The following is a 17,392-nucleotide window of genomic DNA, read 5'->3' on the forward strand; positions in this document are numbered from 1 at the left end:
GAAACCCAACTTTCAGACGACCTTCTTTCTAATCTCATCTACTTCATCGCAAATTTCAACGAAAACTTTACCAAGCCAACCCATAATTACCTCCAGCAGCCGTCATTCCCGCGCAGGCGGGAATCCATCGGAAACCCTAAGAAACAGATATTCAAAAACAGTTGCCGAAATTCAAAAGTGGATTCCCGCCTGCGCGGGAATGACGGCAGACAAATATCCCGTCGGATACGGTTATCCCAACCTACACCGACAACCCAAAATCGTCTGAAACCCACCGTAGCGTGGGCTTTGCCCACGAACCCCGCAAATACAAAAAGGTCGTCTGAAACCCAACTTTCAGACGACCTTCTTTCTAATCCCATCTACTTCATCGCAGCCTTCAACGCAAACGCTGCCAGCAGTGCGCCGAAGCGGTATTTGCGCGGAATGGCGAGTCCTGCCGTTTTATACAGCAGGCTTGTCTGCGTCAGCTCGTTGCCCAAATCCAGCAGCTTCATCAGCGTGTCCGACTTGCGTTCTTCCTGTTTCTTCAATTTTCGCTGTTTCAAATACGATGCCTCAATCCTCAGGCGGACGAGTTTGGCTTCCAGTTGCAGCAGTTCGCGTGCTTCATCGCGTTCCGTTTTATTCATCGTCCCCTCCTTCCTGCATATCTTGACCGCGCAGGCAGGCGATGTCTGCCCGGATGTCCTGCAAGGTTGCCGCGATTTGGTTGTTTTGGCTGCGCCAGTCTTTTGACACTTTACCGAACAAAATTGCAATGACAATTAGGCTGAGGGCGGTTATCCCGAAAAATACCCATATCGCCGCGGTATCCGACAACGCGCGGTTTAGCCCGAACAATAGGCTGATGAATGCAATCAGCAGCAATATGCCCGATACGACCAGCCATATGATGATGCGGAACACGTTTTCCGCCTGCTCCGCCAAATCCAGATTCAAAATCTGCAACCGCAGCAAAAGCAAATCGATACCTTGATTCAGCAGCGTTTTCGTATGTTCGATATTTTGTCTGATACCCATATTCCGATTTCCCTGATTGCTCCGAAACGGACAATCCGAAGGCTTTGGGGTCGTCTGAAACCTTTGCCGCCCCTCATAGCAAACGCCGCCGGAACAAGACTTCTAAAAATCGTGTCCGGACGGCATTCCTGTTTGACCGATTATCGGCGGTTCAGCAAGACGCCGACGACCAAGCCTGCCAGTGCGGCAAAGCCCATTGCGTAATAAGGTTTGTCGTGTACGGCTGCATCGGCTTGGCGCGCGCCGCGTTTGATGCGGTCGCCAGCTTCTTCTCCAAATTCGGCAAAGCGTTTTTTGCCTTCTTTGAAACGCTCTTCTGCCAATTCTTCAAATTCGTCGTATTTTTCGCGCGCGCGGTCGGCATGATGTCTGATGCGCTCGCCCGCTTCGTCTTCAAAACGATACAAACGCTCTTTGGCGGCTTCGAGTTTTTCCTGCAATTTGGCTTTGGCTTTTTTACCTTCTTCCGAACCGGCTTCCACACCTTTGGTGTACAGCTCTTCAACATCGTTCATTACATCTTGAATGTCTTTCAACAAAGCTTCTTTGCGGGATTCAAAATCATGTTTTTTCATTACCTTCTCCTTGATGTTCCTTACCGTTGAAATAACAGATTGTTCATCTGTTAACTGATTATAACCCCTTTACACTTCTGCTCAAGTCAATTCGGCTAAAGGTGGTTTGAAAACATGTAAAGATTGACGCGGGAGATAAAAAGGTCGTCTGAAAACCTGTTTCCAAGTTTTCAGACGACCTCTCTGCATTTCAATCAAAACGACCAAGCGTTACGCCAAGCCTTTTGCTTTCAACACTTCCAGCATGGTGCTGCCCAATTCGGCAGGGCTGCGGGTGTAGGCGATGCCGGCTTTTTCGAAAGCGGCGAATTTTTCTTCCGCAGTACCTTTGCCGCCGGAGATAATCGCACCGGCGTGGCCCATGCGTTTGCCTTTAGGAGCGGTCACACCTGCGATGTAGCCGACAACAGGTTTGGTTACGTTGGATTGGATGTATTCGGCTGCTTCTTCTTCCGCAGTGCCGCCGATTTCACCGATCATGATAATAGCGTCGGTATCGGGGTCTTCTTGGAAGAGTTTCAGCGCGTCGATTTGGTTCATACCCGGAATCGGGTCGCCGCCGATACCGATACAGGTTGATTGACCCAAGCCCAGTTTGGTGGTTTGTGCCACGGCTTCGTAAGTCAATGTACCGGAACGGGAAATGATGCCGATGCGACCCGGAGTGTGGATGTGGCCTGGCATAATGCCGATTTTGCACTCACCTGGGGTAATCACGCCCGGGCAGTTAGGGCCGACCAAACGTGTGCCGTTGCCGTTGGTTTCCAAGTAGCGTTTGGCTTTGAGCATGTCCAGAGTCGGTACGCCTTCGGTAATCACAACCACCAAGCCTACGCCGGAATCAACGGCTTCAACGATAGAATCCAGTACAAACGGAGCGGGAACGTAAATTACAGATGCGTCCGCGCCGGTTTCTTTAACCGCTTCTTTCATGGTATTGAACACGGGCAGATCCAGGTGGGTTTGACCGCCTTTGCCCGGGGTAACGCCGCCGACGACTTTAGTGCCGTAAGCCAGAGCTTGTTCGGAGTGGAAAGTACCGTTTTTACCGGTGAAACCTTGAACCAATACTTTGGTGTCTTTATTAATCAATACGCTCATTCTTTTCTCCTTAGGCGTTTACGGCTGCGACAATTTTTTCGGCTGCGTCATTCAGGCCGTCGGCGGAAGTCAGTTTCAGACCTGATTCGTTCAGGATTTTCGCGCCGAGTTCGGCGTTATTGCCTTCCAAACGGACAACGACAGGCACGTCAACGTTGATTTCTTTAACGGCTGCCACGATGGCTTCCGCGATCATGTCGCAACGGACGATACCGCCGAAGATGTTGATCAATACGCCTTTGACGGATTTGTCTTCGAGAATCAGTTTGAACGCTTCAACCACGCGCTCTTTAGTCGCGCCGCCGCCTACGTCGAGGAAGTTGGCAGGTTGACCGCCTTTGAGTTTGATGATGTCCATAGTTGCCATCGCCAAACCTGCACCGTTCACCATACAGCCGATGTTGCCTTCCAAAGCAACATAGTTCAGGTCGAATTCGGAGGCTTTCAGCTCGCGTTCGTTTTCTTGGGATTTGTCGCGCAATTCGGCGATTTTCGGCAGGCGGTAAAGGGCGTTGCTGTCGATACCGATTTTGCCGTCCACGCAGGCGAGCGCGCCGTTTTCTCGAACTGCCAGCGGGTTCACTTCAAACAGGGCAAAGTCGTTTTCGACAAACGCTTTGTACGCGCCGGTCATCAGTTTGACGAACTCGTTGATTTGTTTGTCTTTCAAACCCAGTTGGAACGCAACTTCACGCGCTTGGCAAGGTTGCAGGCCGACCAGCGGGTCAACGGTTACTTTGAAGATTTTTTCAGGAGTTTCGGCGGCAACTTTTTCGATTTCCACACCGCCTTCGGTCGAAGCCATGAACGTAATGCGACGGGTAGAACGGTCGACCACCGCGCCCAAATACAGCTCGGTTTGCACCGGATACATGTCTTCGCAAACCAAAACGCTGTTGACCGGCTGACCGTTGGCATCGGTTTGATAAGTAACCAGATTGGTGCCAATCAGGCTTTCTGCCACTTCTTTGGCTTCTTCACGGCTTTTGACGACTTTTACGCCGCCCGCTTTACCGCGTCCGCCTGCGTGGACTTGGGCTTTGACGACAGCAAATTTGCCGCCCAGTTTGTCGTAAGCGGCTGCGGCTTCCTCGCCGTTGTGTGCCAAAATACCGCCTTGCACAGGCAAGCCGTAGCCTGCCAGCAGTTCTTTAGCCTGATACTCGTGTAGATTCATGGATTTCTCCTTTAGATTAGTGGAATGCCCTGAGACTGCCCATAAATGGCAACCCCGTGCGTTTCAGACGACCTTTCGGCGGTCGGAAAATCGTCGTTTCACTTGCTGAACGGCAACCACATCCGCGCAAGCAGATACATGATTGCGCCGCCGCCCCCGAGGATAAAAAAGACGATGCCTTTTTTACGCGAATTCGGGCAGAGCAGGTAAACGGCAAGGCTGAAACTGATAAACAACAATGCCACGCGCCAAACCAATTCTTTGTCTTTGAAGCGGTTGAGCGTATAAGTTTCGGTCATCATCACATACATCTGCCACAACGCGGCCATACACATGCTGATGATGCCCATCGGTATAAACAGGATACCGATTACTTCTTTATTCATAATCAAATGCTGTCTGTGAATGTGTCGCCGATTATATAGTAGATTCTGCTTAAATCGTCATTCCGGTCAGGGAACAATAGCAACTGATACGCTCTATTTTCTCTCTATACCTATCGGAACATTGCTTCCGAACATTCATCTTTCCGAAAAGGTCGTCTGAAAAAGTTTCAGACGACCTTTTATGCTTTACTTGACCTCATCAGCCGTGCAAAGCGCGTTTGTCGGCGGCCAGTGCGGCTTCGTGAACCACTTCGGACAAGGTCGGATGGGCATGAATGATGCGGGCGATGTCTTCGCTGCTGGCGAAGAATTCGAGCGCAGTGACGCCTTCAGTAACCAATTCGCTGACGACCGGACCAATCATGTGTACGCCCAAGATGCGGTCGGTTTTGGCATCTGCCAACACTTTGACCGTACCTTTGGCTTTACCCATTGCCAACGCGCGACCGTTTGCGCCGAAGCCGGAAGTGCCTTTTTTGTATTCCACGCCTTCGGCTTTGAGCTGCTCTTCGGTTTTACCGACCCAAGCGATTTCGGGATCGGTGTAAATCACGAACGGTACGCTGTTGAAGTCGATATGCGGTTTCTGTCCGGCGATGCGCTCGGCAACAGCAACGCCTTCGTCGCTGGCTTTGTGCGCCAGCATCGGGCCGCGAACCACGTCGCCGATTGCCCAGACATTAGGCAGGTTGGTGCGGCATTCGCCGTCCACTTTGATAAAGCCGCGCTCGTCTTTTTCCAAGCCGACGGCTTCGGCGTTCAAGCCTTTAGTATTCGGAATACGGCCGATGGCGACGATGAGTTTGTCGAAGACTTCGGTTTTGGCTTCGCCTGCGGCAGTTTGGTAGGCAACGGACACGCCTTTGCCTTCAGATTTGATGTCGCCGATTTTCACGCCCAGTTCGATGTTCAGGCCCTGCTCTTTGGTGAAATATTTGAAGGCTTCTTTGGCGATTTGCTGGTCGGCGGCGGCAAGGAAGGTCGGCATGGCTTCGAGGATGGTAACTTGCGAACCGACACGGTTCCATACAGAACCCATTTCCAAACCAATCACACCCGAACCGATGACGCCGAGTTTGGCGGGCACTTCGGTCAGGTTCAATGCGCCTTCGTTGTCCAATACGTTTACATTATCGATGGCAACCTGTGGCAGCGGACGCGGCACGGAACCGGTCGCTACGATGACGTGTTTGGCTTCGATAACGGTTTTCTCGCCTTTGTTATCGACTTCGATTTGGTAGGCATCGCCGTTTTTTCCGGCAAATGAAGCCGTACCGAACAGGCTGGTTACTTTGTTTTTTTGGAACAGGAATTTCACGCCGCCGGTGAGCTTGGTTACGATGGCGTCTTTGCGCGCAATCATTTTCGCCGCGTCAAATTTGATGTCGCCGACGCTGATGCCGTGTTCGGCGAAATCATGCTGCGCGGCGTGGAAATGTTCGCTGGATTGCAACAGGGCTTTGGAAGGAATACAGCCGACGTTCAGGCAGGTGCCGCCCAGCGCGGGCGCGTCGCCTGCTTTGTTGACGCCCGCATCGACACAGGCGGTTTTAAAACCCAGTTGGGCGGCGCGGATGGCGGCAACGTATCCGCCGGGACCTGCGCCGATGACTACTACATCGTATTGAGACATGTGAAAAATCCTTTGTTGTTTGATATTTTTGCCGCAGGAAAACCTTCGGCAAGAGTTCATTCACTATATTTTGCATAAGAGGTCGTCTGAAAGCGCGGCTTCAACAAAATTAAAACTTATTCTGCCTTTTTCAGAGTGCGAAGCCTGCCTGCAGGCACGACCTTTGAAACTTCAGCCCGATTGGTTCGGACGCATCAGCGGCGGCAGGAATGCGGACTGTATTCCCTGACTTCCTGTCCGGTAAAATTGTTGTAAACGCGCACGGTAGCGTGCGGATAACGTTTGCACAAAACGCTGCGGGCGACGGGAATGCCTGCTTTGTTGCTGTCCATTTCAAAACGCTTGTTCAACATTCTGCCGCGCGCATCATAAGCGTTGACGGAATATTCCTTGCCTTCGAATGCGGCACACGCACCAAGCAGGGAAACGACAGCCAAAAGCGGAAACAGGGAGATGGGTTTCATGGATACGCTCCTATGGATTTTCAAGCGTTTGCTTCTGCACGAAAAATGGCAGCAACAAACTTTCTCCCTTAGATTTCAAACATCCTGCTGTTTTCAGACGACCTTTTTTCATTTCAAGGTCGTCTGAAAACCAGTGAGCAGTCCGATTTCAAACTGCTTTGTTTTTATCCGCTTTATATCCCTTTGACCGCGTTTACAGATCCAACAACAGGCGTGCCGGATCTTCCAGCGCGTCTTTGATGGCAACCAAAGTCAGCACGGCTTCGCGACCGTCGATGATGCGGTGGTCGTAAGAGAGTGCCAGATACATCATCGGACGGACGACAACTTGGCCGTTTTCCACGACTGCGCGCTCTTTGGTCGCGTGCATACCCAAAATGGCGGATTGCGGCGGATTGATAATCGGGGTGGACATCATTGAACCGAACGTACCGCCGTTGGTAATACTGAACGTACCACCGGTCAAATCTTCCAGCGCGATTTTACCGTCTTTGGCTTTTTTGGCGTAATCAACGATGGCTTGTTCGATGTCGGCAATACTCATTTGGTCGGCATCTCGCAGAATCGGAACGACCAGACCGCGCGGGCTGCCGATAGCGATACCGATGTCGAAGTAACCGTGATAAACGATGTCGCTGCCGTCAACGGAGGCATTGACCACCGGATATTTTTTCAGCGCGGCAACGGCTGCTTTGACGAAGAAAGACATGAAGCCGAGTTTGACGCCGTGTTCTTTCTCGAATTTTTCTTTGTATTTCGCACGCAAGTCCATGATGGGTTTCATGTTGACTTCGTTGAACGTAGTCAGAATCGCGTTTTCCTGTTGCGAAGCCAAGAGACGTTCGGCAACACGGGCGCGCAGGCGGCTCATCGGAACGCGTTGTTCCGGACGTGCGCCCGCGGGAACAGGTGCAGGTGCAGACGCGGCAGCGGGTGCGGGTGCGGCAGCAGGTTTGGCAGTAGCGTTTTGCACGTCTTCTTTCAAGACGCGACCGTCACGACCGGAACCTTGCAGCGCGTTCACATCCACGCCGGTTTCGGCTGCCAGCTTCGCAGCGGCAGGCATGGCGGCATTGGTTTGCGTAGCGGCGGAAGCGGCTTCAGGGGCAGGCGCGGCGACCGGGGCTTCAGCAGAAGCGGTTGCTGCGGTGTCGATGCGTGCCAATACTTGTTCGGCGGCAACGGTTTCGCCGTTTTGGGCGATGATTTCAACCAATACGCCGGCTTGTGGGGAAGGTACTTCCAAAACCACTTTGTCGGTTTCGATGTCAATCAGGATTTCGTCGCGCGCTACGGCTTCGCCGACTTTTTTCTTCCATTCCAAGAGCGTGCCTTCGGATACGCTTTCGGACAGCATGGGTACTTTTACATCAATAATCATTTTGTGTCTCCGGATGGTCGTTGGTTTTCAGACGACCTGTTGTGTGTTATCTCTTTTGTTTGGCGGGCGTTCCGTCTGAGTGTTTCATTCGGAACGCCGCACCGTATTGCTGCGTTACAGCGTCATGGCGTCTTCAACCAGTTGTTTCAGCTGGGCGACGTGTTTGCTCATATAGCCGACGGCTGGCGATGCGCTGCTCGGACGACCGGCATAAGACAGTTTTTGGCTTTCGCCGATAACGTCTTCCAAGCGGTGGCGGATTTGGTAGAACTCACCTTGGTTTTTCGGCTCTTCTTGCGCCCAAACCACGGATTTCGCGTTCGGATATTTCGCCAGCTCTGCACGCACCTCGTCGTATGGGAACGGATAAAGCTGCTCGACGCGGACGATGGCGACATCGTTTTCCAGTTTGCGCTCGGCACGGCCTGCTTCCAAATCGTAGTAAACCTGTCCGGCGCACAGAATCACGCGTTTCACGCTTTCATTGTTGCCACGCTCGGCGGTATCGCCGATAACGGGACGGAAGCGCGAACCTTCGGTAAAGTTTTCCAGCGGACTCATCGCGCCTTTGAAGCGCAACAGGCGTTTGGACATGAAAATCACCAGCGGTTTGCGGTACGAACCCAAGACTTGGCGTTGCAGCAGGTGGAACATTTGCGACGCTTCGGACGGCATGATGATTTGCATATTGTGTTCGGAGCAGAGCTGCAACCAGCGTTCCACGCGGCCGGAGGAATGTTCCGGACCTTGTCCGTCGTAGCCGTGCGGCAGAATGGTAGTCAGGCCGCACAAACGTCCCCACTTGGTTTCGCCGGACGACAGGAACTGGTCGATGGTCACTTGCGCGCCGTTGGCAAAGTCGCCGAACTGCGCTTCCCAAATGGTCAGTTTGTCGGGCGCGGAGCAGGCGAAACCGTATTCGAACGCCATGACCGCTTCTTCATTCAAGATGGAGTCGATAACGAGGAATTCGCCTGCGCCTTCGCCCATATTGCGCAGCGGCACATAAGTACCATCATCCCATTTTTCGCGTTTTTGGTCATGCAATACGGCATGGCGGTGTGAGAACGTACCGCGTCCGGAGTCTTCGCCGGAAATGCGCACGCCGTGGCCTTTGGTGACCAGGCTGGCGTATGCGAGGGTTTCCGCCATACCCCAGTCAATCGGCTGACTGCCCGCAGCCATGCCTTTGCGCGCTTCGAGCACGCGTTTGGCAGTCGGATGCAGTGCAAAGCCTTCGGGAACGGCGGTAAATTTCTCGGCAAGACGCTCGATGTCGGCAGCAGGCAGGCCGGTTTCCACATCTTCGCGCCAGTCTTTACCTTGGTATTTGCTCCAGTCGATTTGCGTACGTTGGAAGTTGCTCAACGTCGTTTGCTCGACATGTTCGCCTTTGTCCAAAGCATCGCGGTAGGCTTGGATATAGCCATCGGCTTCTGCCTGCGTTACCACGCCTTCTGCAATCAGTTGCTCAGTGTACAAAGCACGCGCACCGGGGTGTTGCGATACTTTTTTGTACATCATCGGCTGGGTCAGGGTCGGATCGTCGCCCTCGTTGTGGCCCCATTTGCGGTAGCAGACGACATCAATCACGATGTCTTTGTTGAATTTCTTACGGTAGTCCAACGCGGCTTGAATGGCGAAGCAAACGCGTTCCGGATCGTCGCCGTTGACATGAATGACCGGAGCGGAAACCATTTTCGCCACATCGGTACAATGCACGGTCGAACGGGTGTCGCGGGTATCGGAAGTGGTGAAGCCGATTTGGTTGTTGATGACGATGTGAACCGTACCGCCGGTGGTGTAGCCGCGCGTTTTGGACAGGTTGAACGTTGCCTGGTTGACGCCCAAGCCGACAAATGCAGAGTCGCCGTGAATCAATACGGGCAATACTTTGTCGCGGCCGTTTTCACCCAAACGTTTTTGTTTGGCGCGTGCAGAACCTTCAACGACAGGATTGACGATTTCCAAGTGAGACGGGTTGAACGCCAAAGAAACGTGCATCGGACCGTTCGGCGTAGCGATGTCGGAGCTGAAACCCATGTGGTATTTTACGTCGCCGCTGGGCAGCTTGATTTCGGCACGGCCTTCAAATTCGGCAAACAAATCGCCCGGTTTCTTGCCCAAAATGTTGACCAAGACATTCAGACGACCTCGGTGTGCCATACCGATGATGACTTCTTCGACACCGTCTTTACCTGCGTTTTGAATCAGGTAATTCAGACCGGCAATCACGCTCTCGCCGCCTTCTACACCGAAGCGTTTCTGACCGACATATTTGGTATGCAGATAACGCTCCAAAGTCTCGGCAGCGGTCATTTCTTTCAGGATGCGGCGTTTCTGTTCGGCACTGTAGCTCGGGGTGGACAGCACATCCTCGAAATAATTGCGCAACCAGCGGCGCTCTTCGGTATTGGGAATGTAGATGTATTCCAATGCGAGGTGGCCGCAGTAGGTTTGCTTGAGGTTGCTGATGATTTGGGACAGAGGCAGTTTGCTTTGGCCGGAAAAATCGCCCTCGCCCATATTGAACTGAACCGCCATATCGGCATCGTTCAGTCCGTGGAATTTGGGATCGAGGGCTTCAATGTTGCGTGGCGGGATACGTTTGAGCGGGTCAAGCTGAGCAGCGCCCACACCTTGAATACGGTAAGCAGAAATCAACCGCAGTACGCCGACCTGTTTCTTCATCATGGCTTCATCCATACCGCCGGCAATAGCCGCTGTCGATTTGGTTTTTGCCAAATTGGCGAAGGATTCACGGATCGGAGCATGGGCGATATCAACATCCGCCGCACCGGGCTGCTTGCTTAAGTCGGTGAAATACTGCTTCCATTTTTCATCGACCGAATTAGGGTTTTCCAGGAAATTCTCATACAACTCCTCGATGTAGGGAGCATTTGAACCGAACAGATAAGAAAAATTGAGTTTTTCATCCATCATGACGCGAGCTCTTTTCTTTAAAATATAAACAAAGGGTAGAATTCCATGTGTTTCAACGGAATCCATGCCGTTTGAAATGACACTTCATTCTACCCTATTTCCAGCCAAATTACTTGTATCTGTTTCGTTTGCTGCAGACAAACTTATTTAAAAAAACTATTCGGCTTTCTCAAATGAAGTTCCGACAACATATTAATATACTGATTTTCAGCGTTTATCCGCCGGCACATAATCGCGGCGTTCCGAACCGGTATAAAGTTGGCGCGGACGGCCGATTTTCAGCGAAGGATCACCGATCATTTCATGCCAGTGCGAAATCCAGCCCACGCTGCGCGACAGGGCGAAGATGACGGTAAACATTTCGGTCGGAATGCCCAGCGCGGACAGAACAATACCGGAGTAGAAGTCGACGTTGGGGTACAGCTTGCGCTCCACGAAGAACGGGTCTTTCAGGGCAATTTGTTCCAATTCCATTGCCAGCTTGAATTTCGGACTGTCTTCCAAGCCCAATTCTTTCAGCACTTCATAACAGGTCTCGCGCATAATGCTGGCACGCGGATCCATATTGCGGTACACGCGGTGTCCGAAGCCCATCAGGCGGTATTTACGCTGTTTCACGCCTTCCATATATTCGGCAACACGGGACACATCGCCGATTTCGTCCAACATTTTCAAGACGGCTTCGTTCGCACCGCCGTGGGACGCACCCCACAGACAGGCAATACCGGCAGCGATACAGGCAAACGGGTTCGCGCCTGAAGAACCTGCCAGACGGACGGTCGAAGTCGATGCGTTTTGCTCGTGGTCGGCATGAAGGATAAAGATGCGGTCGAGCGCGCGTGCCAATACAGGATTGGGTTTGTAGTCTTCACATGGTGTGGCGAACATCATGTGCATGAAGTTTTCGGAATAAGAGAGGTTGTTTCTCGGATAATTGAACGGCAGACCGTTGGAATAGCGGTAGCACATTGCCGCAATCGTCGGAATTTTGGAAATCAGACGGTAAATCGCGATTTTACGGTGTTCGGGATTCGTGATGTCCAGACTGTCTTGATAGAATGCAGACAATGCACCGACCACGCCGACCATCATCGCCATCGGATGCGCGTCACGGCGGAAGCCGCGGAAGAACCAAGTCAGCTGTTCATGCACCATCGTATGACGGCGGACGGTATTGTCAAATTCTGCCTTTTGCTCAGGCGTCGGCAGTTCGCCGTAAATCAGCAGGTAGCAGACTTCCAAATAATCGGATTTTTCGGCAAGTTGTTCGATGGGATAACCACGGTAATACAGCAGGCCTTTGTCGCCGTCGATATAAGTGATTTTGGATTCGCAGCTTGCTGTTGAAACGAACCCGGGGTCGAATGAGAATAAGCCTGTGTTTTTCGTCAGTGCGCGGATATCGACCACGTCATGACCGATGCTCGCTTCCAATACGGGCAGTTCTAAATCCTCTTGATTGGGTACGTTGAGTTTAATTGATTTGGACATATTTATCGCTCCTTTGTAGGTTGGGGCTTTCGTTGCTGCCTATGCAGCACGGTCTTTATTTTCAGACGACCTCCGTATCCTAGAAATCCGCCGAAAGGCAGGCGGATTTCCAATACGTCAAGCTCGTCTGATTTTTTCAAGCATAGGGATAAGGTGTTCCTTGTCTGTCGCCGAATGTCCGTTGATCAGGGCAAGAAGCTCCTGATCTTGAAACTCAAGGATTTCGGAAAACTCGGACAGCTCTTTATCGCTCAAATGCTCGAATTCTTTTTCCATAAACCTGCCGAAAATCAAATCTAACTCCAATAATCCCCGGCGGGTTTGAAAACGGATTTTCCGTTTGGCAATATCGTCAAAAACCATCATTTCTTAAACGGCTCGTTTCAACATAATTTCTTTAATCTTACCGATGGCACGGGTCGGATTCAAGTGTTTAGGACATACGTCCACGCAGTTCATGATGGTATGGCAGCGGAACAGGCGATACGGGTCGTTCAAATTATCCAAACGCTCGTTGGTAATGGTATCGCGGCTGTCAGCAATGAAGCGGTAGGCGTTCAGCAAACCGGACGGACCGACGAATTTGTCGGGATTCCACCAGAACGACGGACAGGCGGTCGAGCAGCAGGCGCACAAAATACATTCGTACAAGCCGTCCAGCTCTTTACGCTCTTCCTGAGTTTGCAGACGCTCTTTGTCGGCATCGATCGGATTGTCGTTAACGACGTAAGGTTTGATGGAGTGGTATTGTTTGAAGAACTGGGTCATGTCCACAATCAGGTCGCGGATGACGGGCAGACCGGGCAGCGGGCGGATTTTGACAGGCTGTTTCAGGCTGCGTAAGTCAGTCAAACATGCCAAGCCGTTTTTGCCGTTGATGTTCATACCGTCCGAACCGCAAATACCTTCGCGGCAGGAACGGCGGAAAGACAGGGTATCGTCTTGCGCTTTCAGGCGCACCAGCGCGTCCAAAAGTTTGACGTCGGTAGGTTCCAGTTCCAACTCGTAACGTTGCATATATGGTTTGGCATCAACGTCCGGATTGTAACGGTAAATTTCAAAACTCATTTTTTCCATGAGAAGTGTTCCTTTTCTCATAAACCGCCTGATGGTTTTTTGTTATGGGTTCAGGCTGTTCAGTGTGGTGGTGTATTTGATTTTCAGACGACCCCTTGTGATACGGAGGTCGTCTGAAAACGCATTAGTAAACGCGCTTGGCCGGTTTGATGTATTCCACGCTCAAAGGCTGGGTGTGTACCGGTTTGTAGGACAAGGTATTGGTATCTGAATGGTACAGCGTGTGTTTCATCCAGTTTTCGTCATCGCGCTCAGGATGGTCGTCTGAAGCGTGCGCGCCGCGCGATTCTTTACGTGCTTCGGCAGACACCAAAGTCGCTTTCGCTACTTCAATCAGGTTATCCAATTCCAAAGCTTCGATACGCGCGGTATTCCACACTTTGCTCTTGTCTTTGATTTCAGTACGTTTCACGCGCTCGGCAATCGCCATGATTTCTCGAACGCCTTTGCTCAGAATCTCATCGGTACGGAACACACCGGCGTGCAGTTGGACGGAGCGTTGCAGTTCGCGACGCAATGCATCAACGTTTTCGCCACCGGTTTGGTTATCCAAGCGTTCGATACGTTGGCGGGTCAGCTCGCCCGCATCAGCAGGCAGCGGTTTCCAATCGCTTTGCTCTTTGATGAATTTAATCATACTGTCGCCGGCAGCTTTACCGAACACCACCAAGTCAAGCAGGGAGTTGGTACCCAAACGGTTCGCACCGTGTACGGAAGCACAAGCACACTCGCCCGCTGCGTACAGACCTTTCACCGGCACTTCATATTCGTCGCCTTGCGGCACAACGACTTCGCCGTGATAGTTGGTCGGAATACCGCCCATCATGTAGTGGGTAGTCGGCACAACGGGAATCGGGTCTTTAATCGGGTCGATACCGGCAAACTGAATGGAAATCTCGCGGATACCCGGCAGTTTTTCCATAATTTTTTCGGCACCGATATGGTCGATTTTCAGCAATACATGGTCTTTATTTTTGCCGCAGCCGCGACCTTCGTAGATTTCCATCGCCATTGCGCGAGAAACCACGTCGCGTGAAGCCAAGTCTTTTACGGTCGGTGCGTAACGTTCCATAAAGCGTTCGCCGTCAGCATTCAACAGAATACCGCCCTCACCACGTACACCTTCGGTAATCAACACGCCTGCACCTGCCACGCCGGTCGGGTGGAATTGCCAGAACTCCATATCTTCCAACGGAATACCCGCACGGGCGCAAATGCCCAAACCGTCGCCGGTATTCATATAGGCATTGGTGGAAGACGCATAAATACGACCGCCACCACCGGTAGCAAACATCACGGCTTTAGCGTGGAAAATATAAACTTCACCGGTTTCCATTTCCATGGCGGTAACGCCGACGACGTCGCCGTTCTCATCACGAATCAAATCTTGCGCCGTCCATTCCACAAAGAATTGCGTATTAGCACGGACGTTTTGTTGGTACAGGGTATGCAGCATCGCATGACCGGTACGGTCAGCAACCGCGCAAGCACGTTCTACTGCACGTTTACCGTGTTCGGCAGTATGACCGCCAAAAGGACGCTGATAAATTTTGCCGCTTTCCACGCGGTCAAAAGGCATACCCATGTGTTCCAACTCAATCACCGCTTCAGGCGCGGCGCGACACATAAACTCAATCGCATCTTGGTCGCCCAACCAGTCTGAACCTTTCACGGTATCGTACATGTGCCAGTCCCAACGGTCTTCCTGCACATTACCCAGCGAAGCGGAAATACCGCCCTGCGCCGCTACAGTATGCGAACGGGTCGGGAACACTTTAGACAAAACGGCACAATTCAGACCGGATTTGGATAATTGGAGGGCTGCGCGTAAACCTGCACCACCACCGCCGACAATCACGGCATCAAACTTGCGAACAGGAAAACCCATACTTACCCCCAAATTACTTTAATTGAATACACCAAGCAGCCGACCAGCCAAACGATGGTGGCAACCTGCAAAAACAAACGCACGCCGAAGGGTTTGATATAGTCCATCCACAAATCGCGGATACCCACCCAAGCGTGCAAAAATACGGCGATAAAGCTAACCTGGGTGAACACTTTCACCCAAACTTGATCGAAAAATGCCTGCCAAGCCGAATATTCTTTAGGCAAGGTAAACAGAATCACTAAAAGTGCAACGGTATAGATCAACATGATAACCGCAGTCGCACGCTGCATCGCCCAATCGCGCAAACCGTAATGGGCACCGGTCAATTTACGCTCTACCATAACAACGCTCCCAAAACGACGGTCAACACCAGAGCGGCAGCAAACACCAATTTGGCGGTATTGCGCGCAGTATTCAGCTCAAGGCCTTTGTGTGCATCCAAAAATAAAAAACGGATACCGGCGAGAAAATGGTGCAGATAAGCCCATAACACGCCGATTAAAATCAACTTGACCAAAGGATTGGAAACGATGGCACGGTAAGTTTCAAACGCCGACTCGCGGCTCAACGTACCGGACAGGAGATACAGCAAAACGGGAAGCATTATAAATAACCCTACCCCGCTGATGCGGTGCAAGATGGAGACAATTCCCGGTATAGGCAACCGTATATTGGGAATCTCCAAAAAGACAGGACGCGGTTTGACGGACATAGCCAGTTCCTCTGTATTTTTTATCAGCTCAAAACCAATAACTCAAATTACATCGAGTTACATAAACTATAATTTACCTGTTTTATCCGATTTTGAACAGTCTAATTTATAAACAATCTAATAAATTTTACCAAAAAACATCATAAACTGTACCAATAACAAAACACTATCCATTAATAATTGAACCAATACCGCTTCAACTGCCGTTCGACAACCTCCATATGGCTTTCATGCCCTGCAATACCATCTTAATATCTTTGTTTTTATAATATATAAATAGAAATAAATATTATTTTTATAATCCAATAACCACAAAATTCGAATATAAATCGAACCGCAAAAACATTACATTCAACGCCTGCAATCGGTATGTTTCAGACGACCTCTTCAGCGCCTATCACAAAACTGCACTATACTGACATTTCTTTGCCTTACTCCGTTTTATACTTTGCCCGCATTACGGCAAACCCTTCCCACTCAATTACTGTGAGGCTTATTATGAAACATTCCGAAGAAAAACAATACACCCAGTCTTCCGATCCGGAAAACTTTATCCCCAAATTCAGAAGGCGCAATTTGGATAAAACGGGTTTTCTCAATAAGCTCGCCCGTTTTGCAGGCCGGTTGGGCGAACCCATCGTACGCCAGTTGTATGCGCTGTATTATCTTTGGGACTCCCCTCACACCCCCAGACGCGCCAAGATGATTATCGTCGGCGCATTGGTTTACTTCCTCAGCCCTATCGACAGCATTCCCGATTTGCTGGGTCCTTTGGGATTCAGCGACGACATTGCCGTTATTACTTTGGTGTACAGCCAGATGAAAACTTATCTGACGGAAGACATCAAAGAGCGGGCAAGACTGGCAACCGAGAAGCTGCTGCGTAAAACATCATAAATATCAGCATCCAAAACAAAAGGTCGTCTGAAAATTTTCAGACGACCTTTTGCTTGAAATGAGAAACTTATTTCAACGGAGTCATGTTCATGACTTCCATCAGGAAGTTGGTAAATGCCGGGTTAGAAGGTTTGTTACCCATATTTTTCCAGCGTTGCTGCCAACCGCGCAAGGCGTTTTGGATATACAGCTTGGATTGTTCGGTATTGATTTCGCCTCGTTGGCTGTCAACGGCAGAACGCAGATAAACCTCATATACGCTGTCATCCACGACATTACGGCCGACAAGTTGAATGCGGAACTTGTTCAGATATTGGGCAGCTTGAACTTTGGTCATTTTTCCTTGGCTGACCTGATAGCTCAAACGCGTCGCCTCATCGCGGATTTTTGAAACATCACTCCAATGCGAAGAAGCCAAACTGAACGCCGCAGATTTTTCACCCTTAGTCGTTTTAACATTAGGCTTAACATTAGTCGGACGGACAGGCACTTCTTGCAAGCTTGGGACATAAATGGTCTCACAACCGGCAAGTGCCGCCAACGCAAATAAGATGGGAATATATTTTTTCATGTCTACCATTATAATCAGGATTATCCAGATAACCAAATTCTATATCAATCTGACTTTTTCTGTTGACTGA

Annotated in this window: 19 protein-coding genes; 2 read left to right on the plus strand and 17 right to left on the minus strand. The window is 50.9% G+C overall.

The annotated features are described in order from the left end of the window. On the plus strand, positions 1 to 268 hold a 268-nt coding region (locus HMPREF2954_RS13080), incomplete at its 5' end, for a hypothetical protein (RefSeq protein WP_210398485.1). A gap of 94 nt (positions 269 to 362) precedes the next feature. Here the strand turns inward: HMPREF2954_RS13080 and HMPREF2954_RS09400 are convergent. The 16 genes from HMPREF2954_RS09400 to sdhC all read right to left on the minus strand — a co-directional run bounded on the left by HMPREF2954_RS09400 (position 363) and on the right by sdhC (position 15,854). Further along, on the minus strand, positions 363 to 632 hold the full coding sequence (locus HMPREF2954_RS09400; RefSeq protein ID WP_045074655.1) for a hypothetical protein: 270 nt from the start codon (positions 630 to 632) through the stop codon (positions 363 to 365). Next, on the minus strand, positions 625 to 1,023 hold the full coding sequence (locus HMPREF2954_RS09405; protein ID WP_009312038.1) for a phage holin family protein: 399 nt from the start codon (positions 1,021 to 1,023) through the stop codon (positions 625 to 627). The genes HMPREF2954_RS09400 and HMPREF2954_RS09405 overlap by 8 nt, the downstream gene beginning before the upstream one ends. Before the next feature lie 140 nt (positions 1,024 to 1,163). Next, positions 1,164 to 1,598, minus strand: coding sequence for an ElaB/YgaM/YqjD family protein (locus tag HMPREF2954_RS09410; RefSeq protein WP_003764337.1), 435 nt, complete (start codon positions 1,596 to 1,598; stop codon positions 1,164 to 1,166). Positions 1,599 to 1,808: 210 nt separating this feature from the next. Next, positions 1,809 to 2,699 carry a succinate--CoA ligase subunit alpha gene (gene sucD / locus HMPREF2954_RS09415; protein ID WP_045074653.1) on the minus strand — a complete coding sequence of 297 codons (891 nt, stop codon included), beginning with the start codon at positions 2,697 to 2,699 and terminating at the stop codon, positions 1,809 to 1,811. Between the two features lie 10 nt (positions 2,700 to 2,709). Further along, on the minus strand, positions 2,710 to 3,876 hold the full coding sequence (gene sucC / locus HMPREF2954_RS09420) for an ADP-forming succinate--CoA ligase subunit beta (RefSeq protein WP_003741782.1): 1,167 nt from the start codon (positions 3,874 to 3,876) through the stop codon (positions 2,710 to 2,712). A gap of 98 nt (positions 3,877 to 3,974) precedes the next feature. Continuing rightward, on the minus strand, positions 3,975 to 4,262 hold the full coding sequence (locus HMPREF2954_RS09425) for a hypothetical protein (protein ID WP_003755543.1): 288 nt from the start codon (positions 4,260 to 4,262) through the stop codon (positions 3,975 to 3,977). Between the two features lie 199 nt (positions 4,263 to 4,461). Beyond that, entirely contained in the window at positions 4,462 to 5,895 is a 1,434-nt protein-coding gene (gene lpdA / locus HMPREF2954_RS09430; RefSeq protein ID WP_016687976.1) for a dihydrolipoyl dehydrogenase, read from the minus strand. A gap of 194 nt (positions 5,896 to 6,089) precedes the next feature. After that, positions 6,090 to 6,359 carry a hypothetical protein gene (locus HMPREF2954_RS09435; protein WP_009312043.1) on the minus strand — a complete coding sequence of 90 codons (270 nt, stop codon included), beginning with the start codon at positions 6,357 to 6,359 and terminating at the stop codon, positions 6,090 to 6,092. 193 nt (positions 6,360 to 6,552) lie between these two features. Then, positions 6,553 to 7,740 carry a 2-oxoglutarate dehydrogenase complex dihydrolipoyllysine-residue succinyltransferase gene (gene odhB, locus HMPREF2954_RS09440; RefSeq protein ID WP_070689110.1) on the minus strand — a complete coding sequence of 396 codons (1,188 nt, stop codon included), beginning with the start codon at positions 7,738 to 7,740 and terminating at the stop codon, positions 6,553 to 6,555. A 114-nt stretch (positions 7,741 to 7,854) separates the two neighbouring features. After that, the gene (locus tag HMPREF2954_RS09445; RefSeq protein ID WP_045074646.1) at positions 7,855 to 10,683 is read right to left on the minus strand and encodes a 2-oxoglutarate dehydrogenase E1 component; all 2,829 of its coding nucleotides are present in this window, start codon (positions 10,681 to 10,683) and stop codon (positions 7,855 to 7,857) included. A 207-nt stretch (positions 10,684 to 10,890) separates the two neighbouring features. Then, entirely contained in the window at positions 10,891 to 12,174 is a 1,284-nt protein-coding gene (gene gltA / locus HMPREF2954_RS09450) for a citrate synthase (RefSeq protein WP_045074643.1), read from the minus strand. Positions 12,175 to 12,291: 117 nt separating this feature from the next. Beyond that, positions 12,292 to 12,540 (minus strand): FAD assembly factor SdhE, encoded by a 249-nt coding sequence (locus HMPREF2954_RS09455; protein ID WP_003779310.1) that lies wholly within the window; start codon positions 12,538 to 12,540, stop codon positions 12,292 to 12,294. 3 nt (positions 12,541 to 12,543) lie between these two features. After that, on the minus strand, positions 12,544 to 13,251 hold the full coding sequence (locus HMPREF2954_RS09460) for a succinate dehydrogenase iron-sulfur subunit (RefSeq protein ID WP_003678833.1): 708 nt from the start codon (positions 13,249 to 13,251) through the stop codon (positions 12,544 to 12,546). A gap of 124 nt (positions 13,252 to 13,375) precedes the next feature. Continuing rightward, positions 13,376 to 15,139 (minus strand): succinate dehydrogenase flavoprotein subunit, encoded by a 1,764-nt coding sequence (sdhA, locus tag HMPREF2954_RS09465; RefSeq protein WP_019270309.1) that lies wholly within the window; start codon positions 15,137 to 15,139, stop codon positions 13,376 to 13,378. Between the two features lie 2 nt (positions 15,140 to 15,141). Beyond that, on the minus strand, positions 15,142 to 15,483 hold the full coding sequence (sdhD, locus tag HMPREF2954_RS09470; RefSeq protein ID WP_003755562.1) for a succinate dehydrogenase, hydrophobic membrane anchor protein: 342 nt from the start codon (positions 15,481 to 15,483) through the stop codon (positions 15,142 to 15,144). Next, positions 15,477 to 15,854 (minus strand): succinate dehydrogenase, cytochrome b556 subunit, encoded by a 378-nt coding sequence (gene sdhC, locus HMPREF2954_RS09475; protein WP_003779309.1) that lies wholly within the window; start codon positions 15,852 to 15,854, stop codon positions 15,477 to 15,479. Before sdhC ends, sdhD begins: the two co-directional genes overlap by 7 nt. A gap of 498 nt (positions 15,855 to 16,352) precedes the next feature. Between sdhC and HMPREF2954_RS09480 the strand changes: the two genes are divergently transcribed. Further along, positions 16,353 to 16,751 carry a YkvA family protein gene (locus HMPREF2954_RS09480; RefSeq protein WP_003755567.1) on the plus strand — a complete coding sequence of 133 codons (399 nt, stop codon included), beginning with the start codon at positions 16,353 to 16,355 and terminating at the stop codon, positions 16,749 to 16,751. Positions 16,752 to 16,818: 67 nt separating this feature from the next. Here HMPREF2954_RS09480 and HMPREF2954_RS09485 read toward each other — a convergent pair whose 3' ends face one another. Further along, positions 16,819 to 17,331, minus strand: coding sequence for a lipoprotein (locus HMPREF2954_RS09485; protein ID WP_003755569.1), 513 nt, complete (start codon positions 17,329 to 17,331; stop codon positions 16,819 to 16,821). Between the last annotated feature and the right edge of the window lie 61 nt (positions 17,332 to 17,392).

The organism is Neisseria sp. HMSC067H09 (assembly GCF_001814135.1).
Taxonomy (GTDB): Bacteria; Pseudomonadota; Gammaproteobacteria; order Burkholderiales; family Neisseriaceae; genus Neisseria.

Coding starts and splice junctions, on each gene's coding strand:
- HMPREF2954_RS09400 (WP_045074655.1), bottom strand. CDS start 632: ATGAATAAAACGGAACGCGATGAAGCACGCGAACTGCTGCAACTGGAA.
- HMPREF2954_RS09405 (WP_009312038.1), bottom strand. CDS start 1,023: ATGGGTATCAGACAAAATATCGAACATACGAAAACGCTGCTGAATCAA.
- HMPREF2954_RS09410 (WP_003764337.1), bottom strand. CDS start 1,598: ATGAAAAAACATGATTTTGAATCCCGCAAAGAAGCTTTGTTGAAAGAC.
- sucD (WP_045074653.1), bottom strand. CDS start 2,699: ATGAGCGTATTGATTAATAAAGACACCAAAGTATTGGTTCAAGGTTTC.
- sucC (WP_003741782.1), bottom strand. CDS start 3,876: ATGAATCTACACGAGTATCAGGCTAAAGAACTGCTGGCAGGCTACGGC.
- HMPREF2954_RS09425 (WP_003755543.1), bottom strand. CDS start 4,262: ATGAATAAAGAAGTAATCGGTATCCTGTTTATACCGATGGGCATCATC.
- lpdA (WP_016687976.1), bottom strand. CDS start 5,895: ATGTCTCAATACGATGTAGTAGTCATCGGCGCAGGTCCCGGCGGATAC.
- HMPREF2954_RS09435 (WP_009312043.1), bottom strand. CDS start 6,359: ATGAAACCCATCTCCCTGTTTCCGCTTTTGGCTGTCGTTTCCCTGCTT.
- odhB (WP_070689110.1), bottom strand. CDS start 7,740: ATGATTATTGATGTAAAAGTACCCATGCTGTCCGAAAGCGTATCCGAA.
- HMPREF2954_RS09445 (WP_045074646.1), bottom strand. CDS start 10,683: ATGATGGATGAAAAACTCAATTTTTCTTATCTGTTCGGTTCAAATGCT.
- gltA (WP_045074643.1), bottom strand. CDS start 12,174: ATGTCCAAATCAATTAAACTCAACGTACCCAATCAAGAGGATTTAGAA.
- HMPREF2954_RS09455 (WP_003779310.1), bottom strand. CDS start 12,540: ATGATGGTTTTTGACGATATTGCCAAACGGAAAATCCGTTTTCAAACC.
- HMPREF2954_RS09460 (WP_003678833.1), bottom strand. CDS start 13,251: ATGGAAAAAATGAGTTTTGAAATTTACCGTTACAATCCGGACGTTGAT.
- sdhA (WP_019270309.1), bottom strand. CDS start 15,139: ATGGGTTTTCCTGTTCGCAAGTTTGATGCCGTGATTGTCGGCGGTGGT.
- sdhD (WP_003755562.1), bottom strand. CDS start 15,483: ATGGTAGAGCGTAAATTGACCGGTGCCCATTACGGTTTGCGCGATTGG.
- sdhC (WP_003779309.1), bottom strand. CDS start 15,854: ATGTCCGTCAAACCGCGTCCTGTCTTTTTGGAGATTCCCAATATACGG.
- HMPREF2954_RS09480 (WP_003755567.1), top strand. CDS start 16,353: ATGAAACATTCCGAAGAAAAACAATACACCCAGTCTTCCGATCCGGAA.
- HMPREF2954_RS09485 (WP_003755569.1), bottom strand. CDS start 17,331: ATGGTAGACATGAAAAAATATATTCCCATCTTATTTGCGTTGGCGGCA.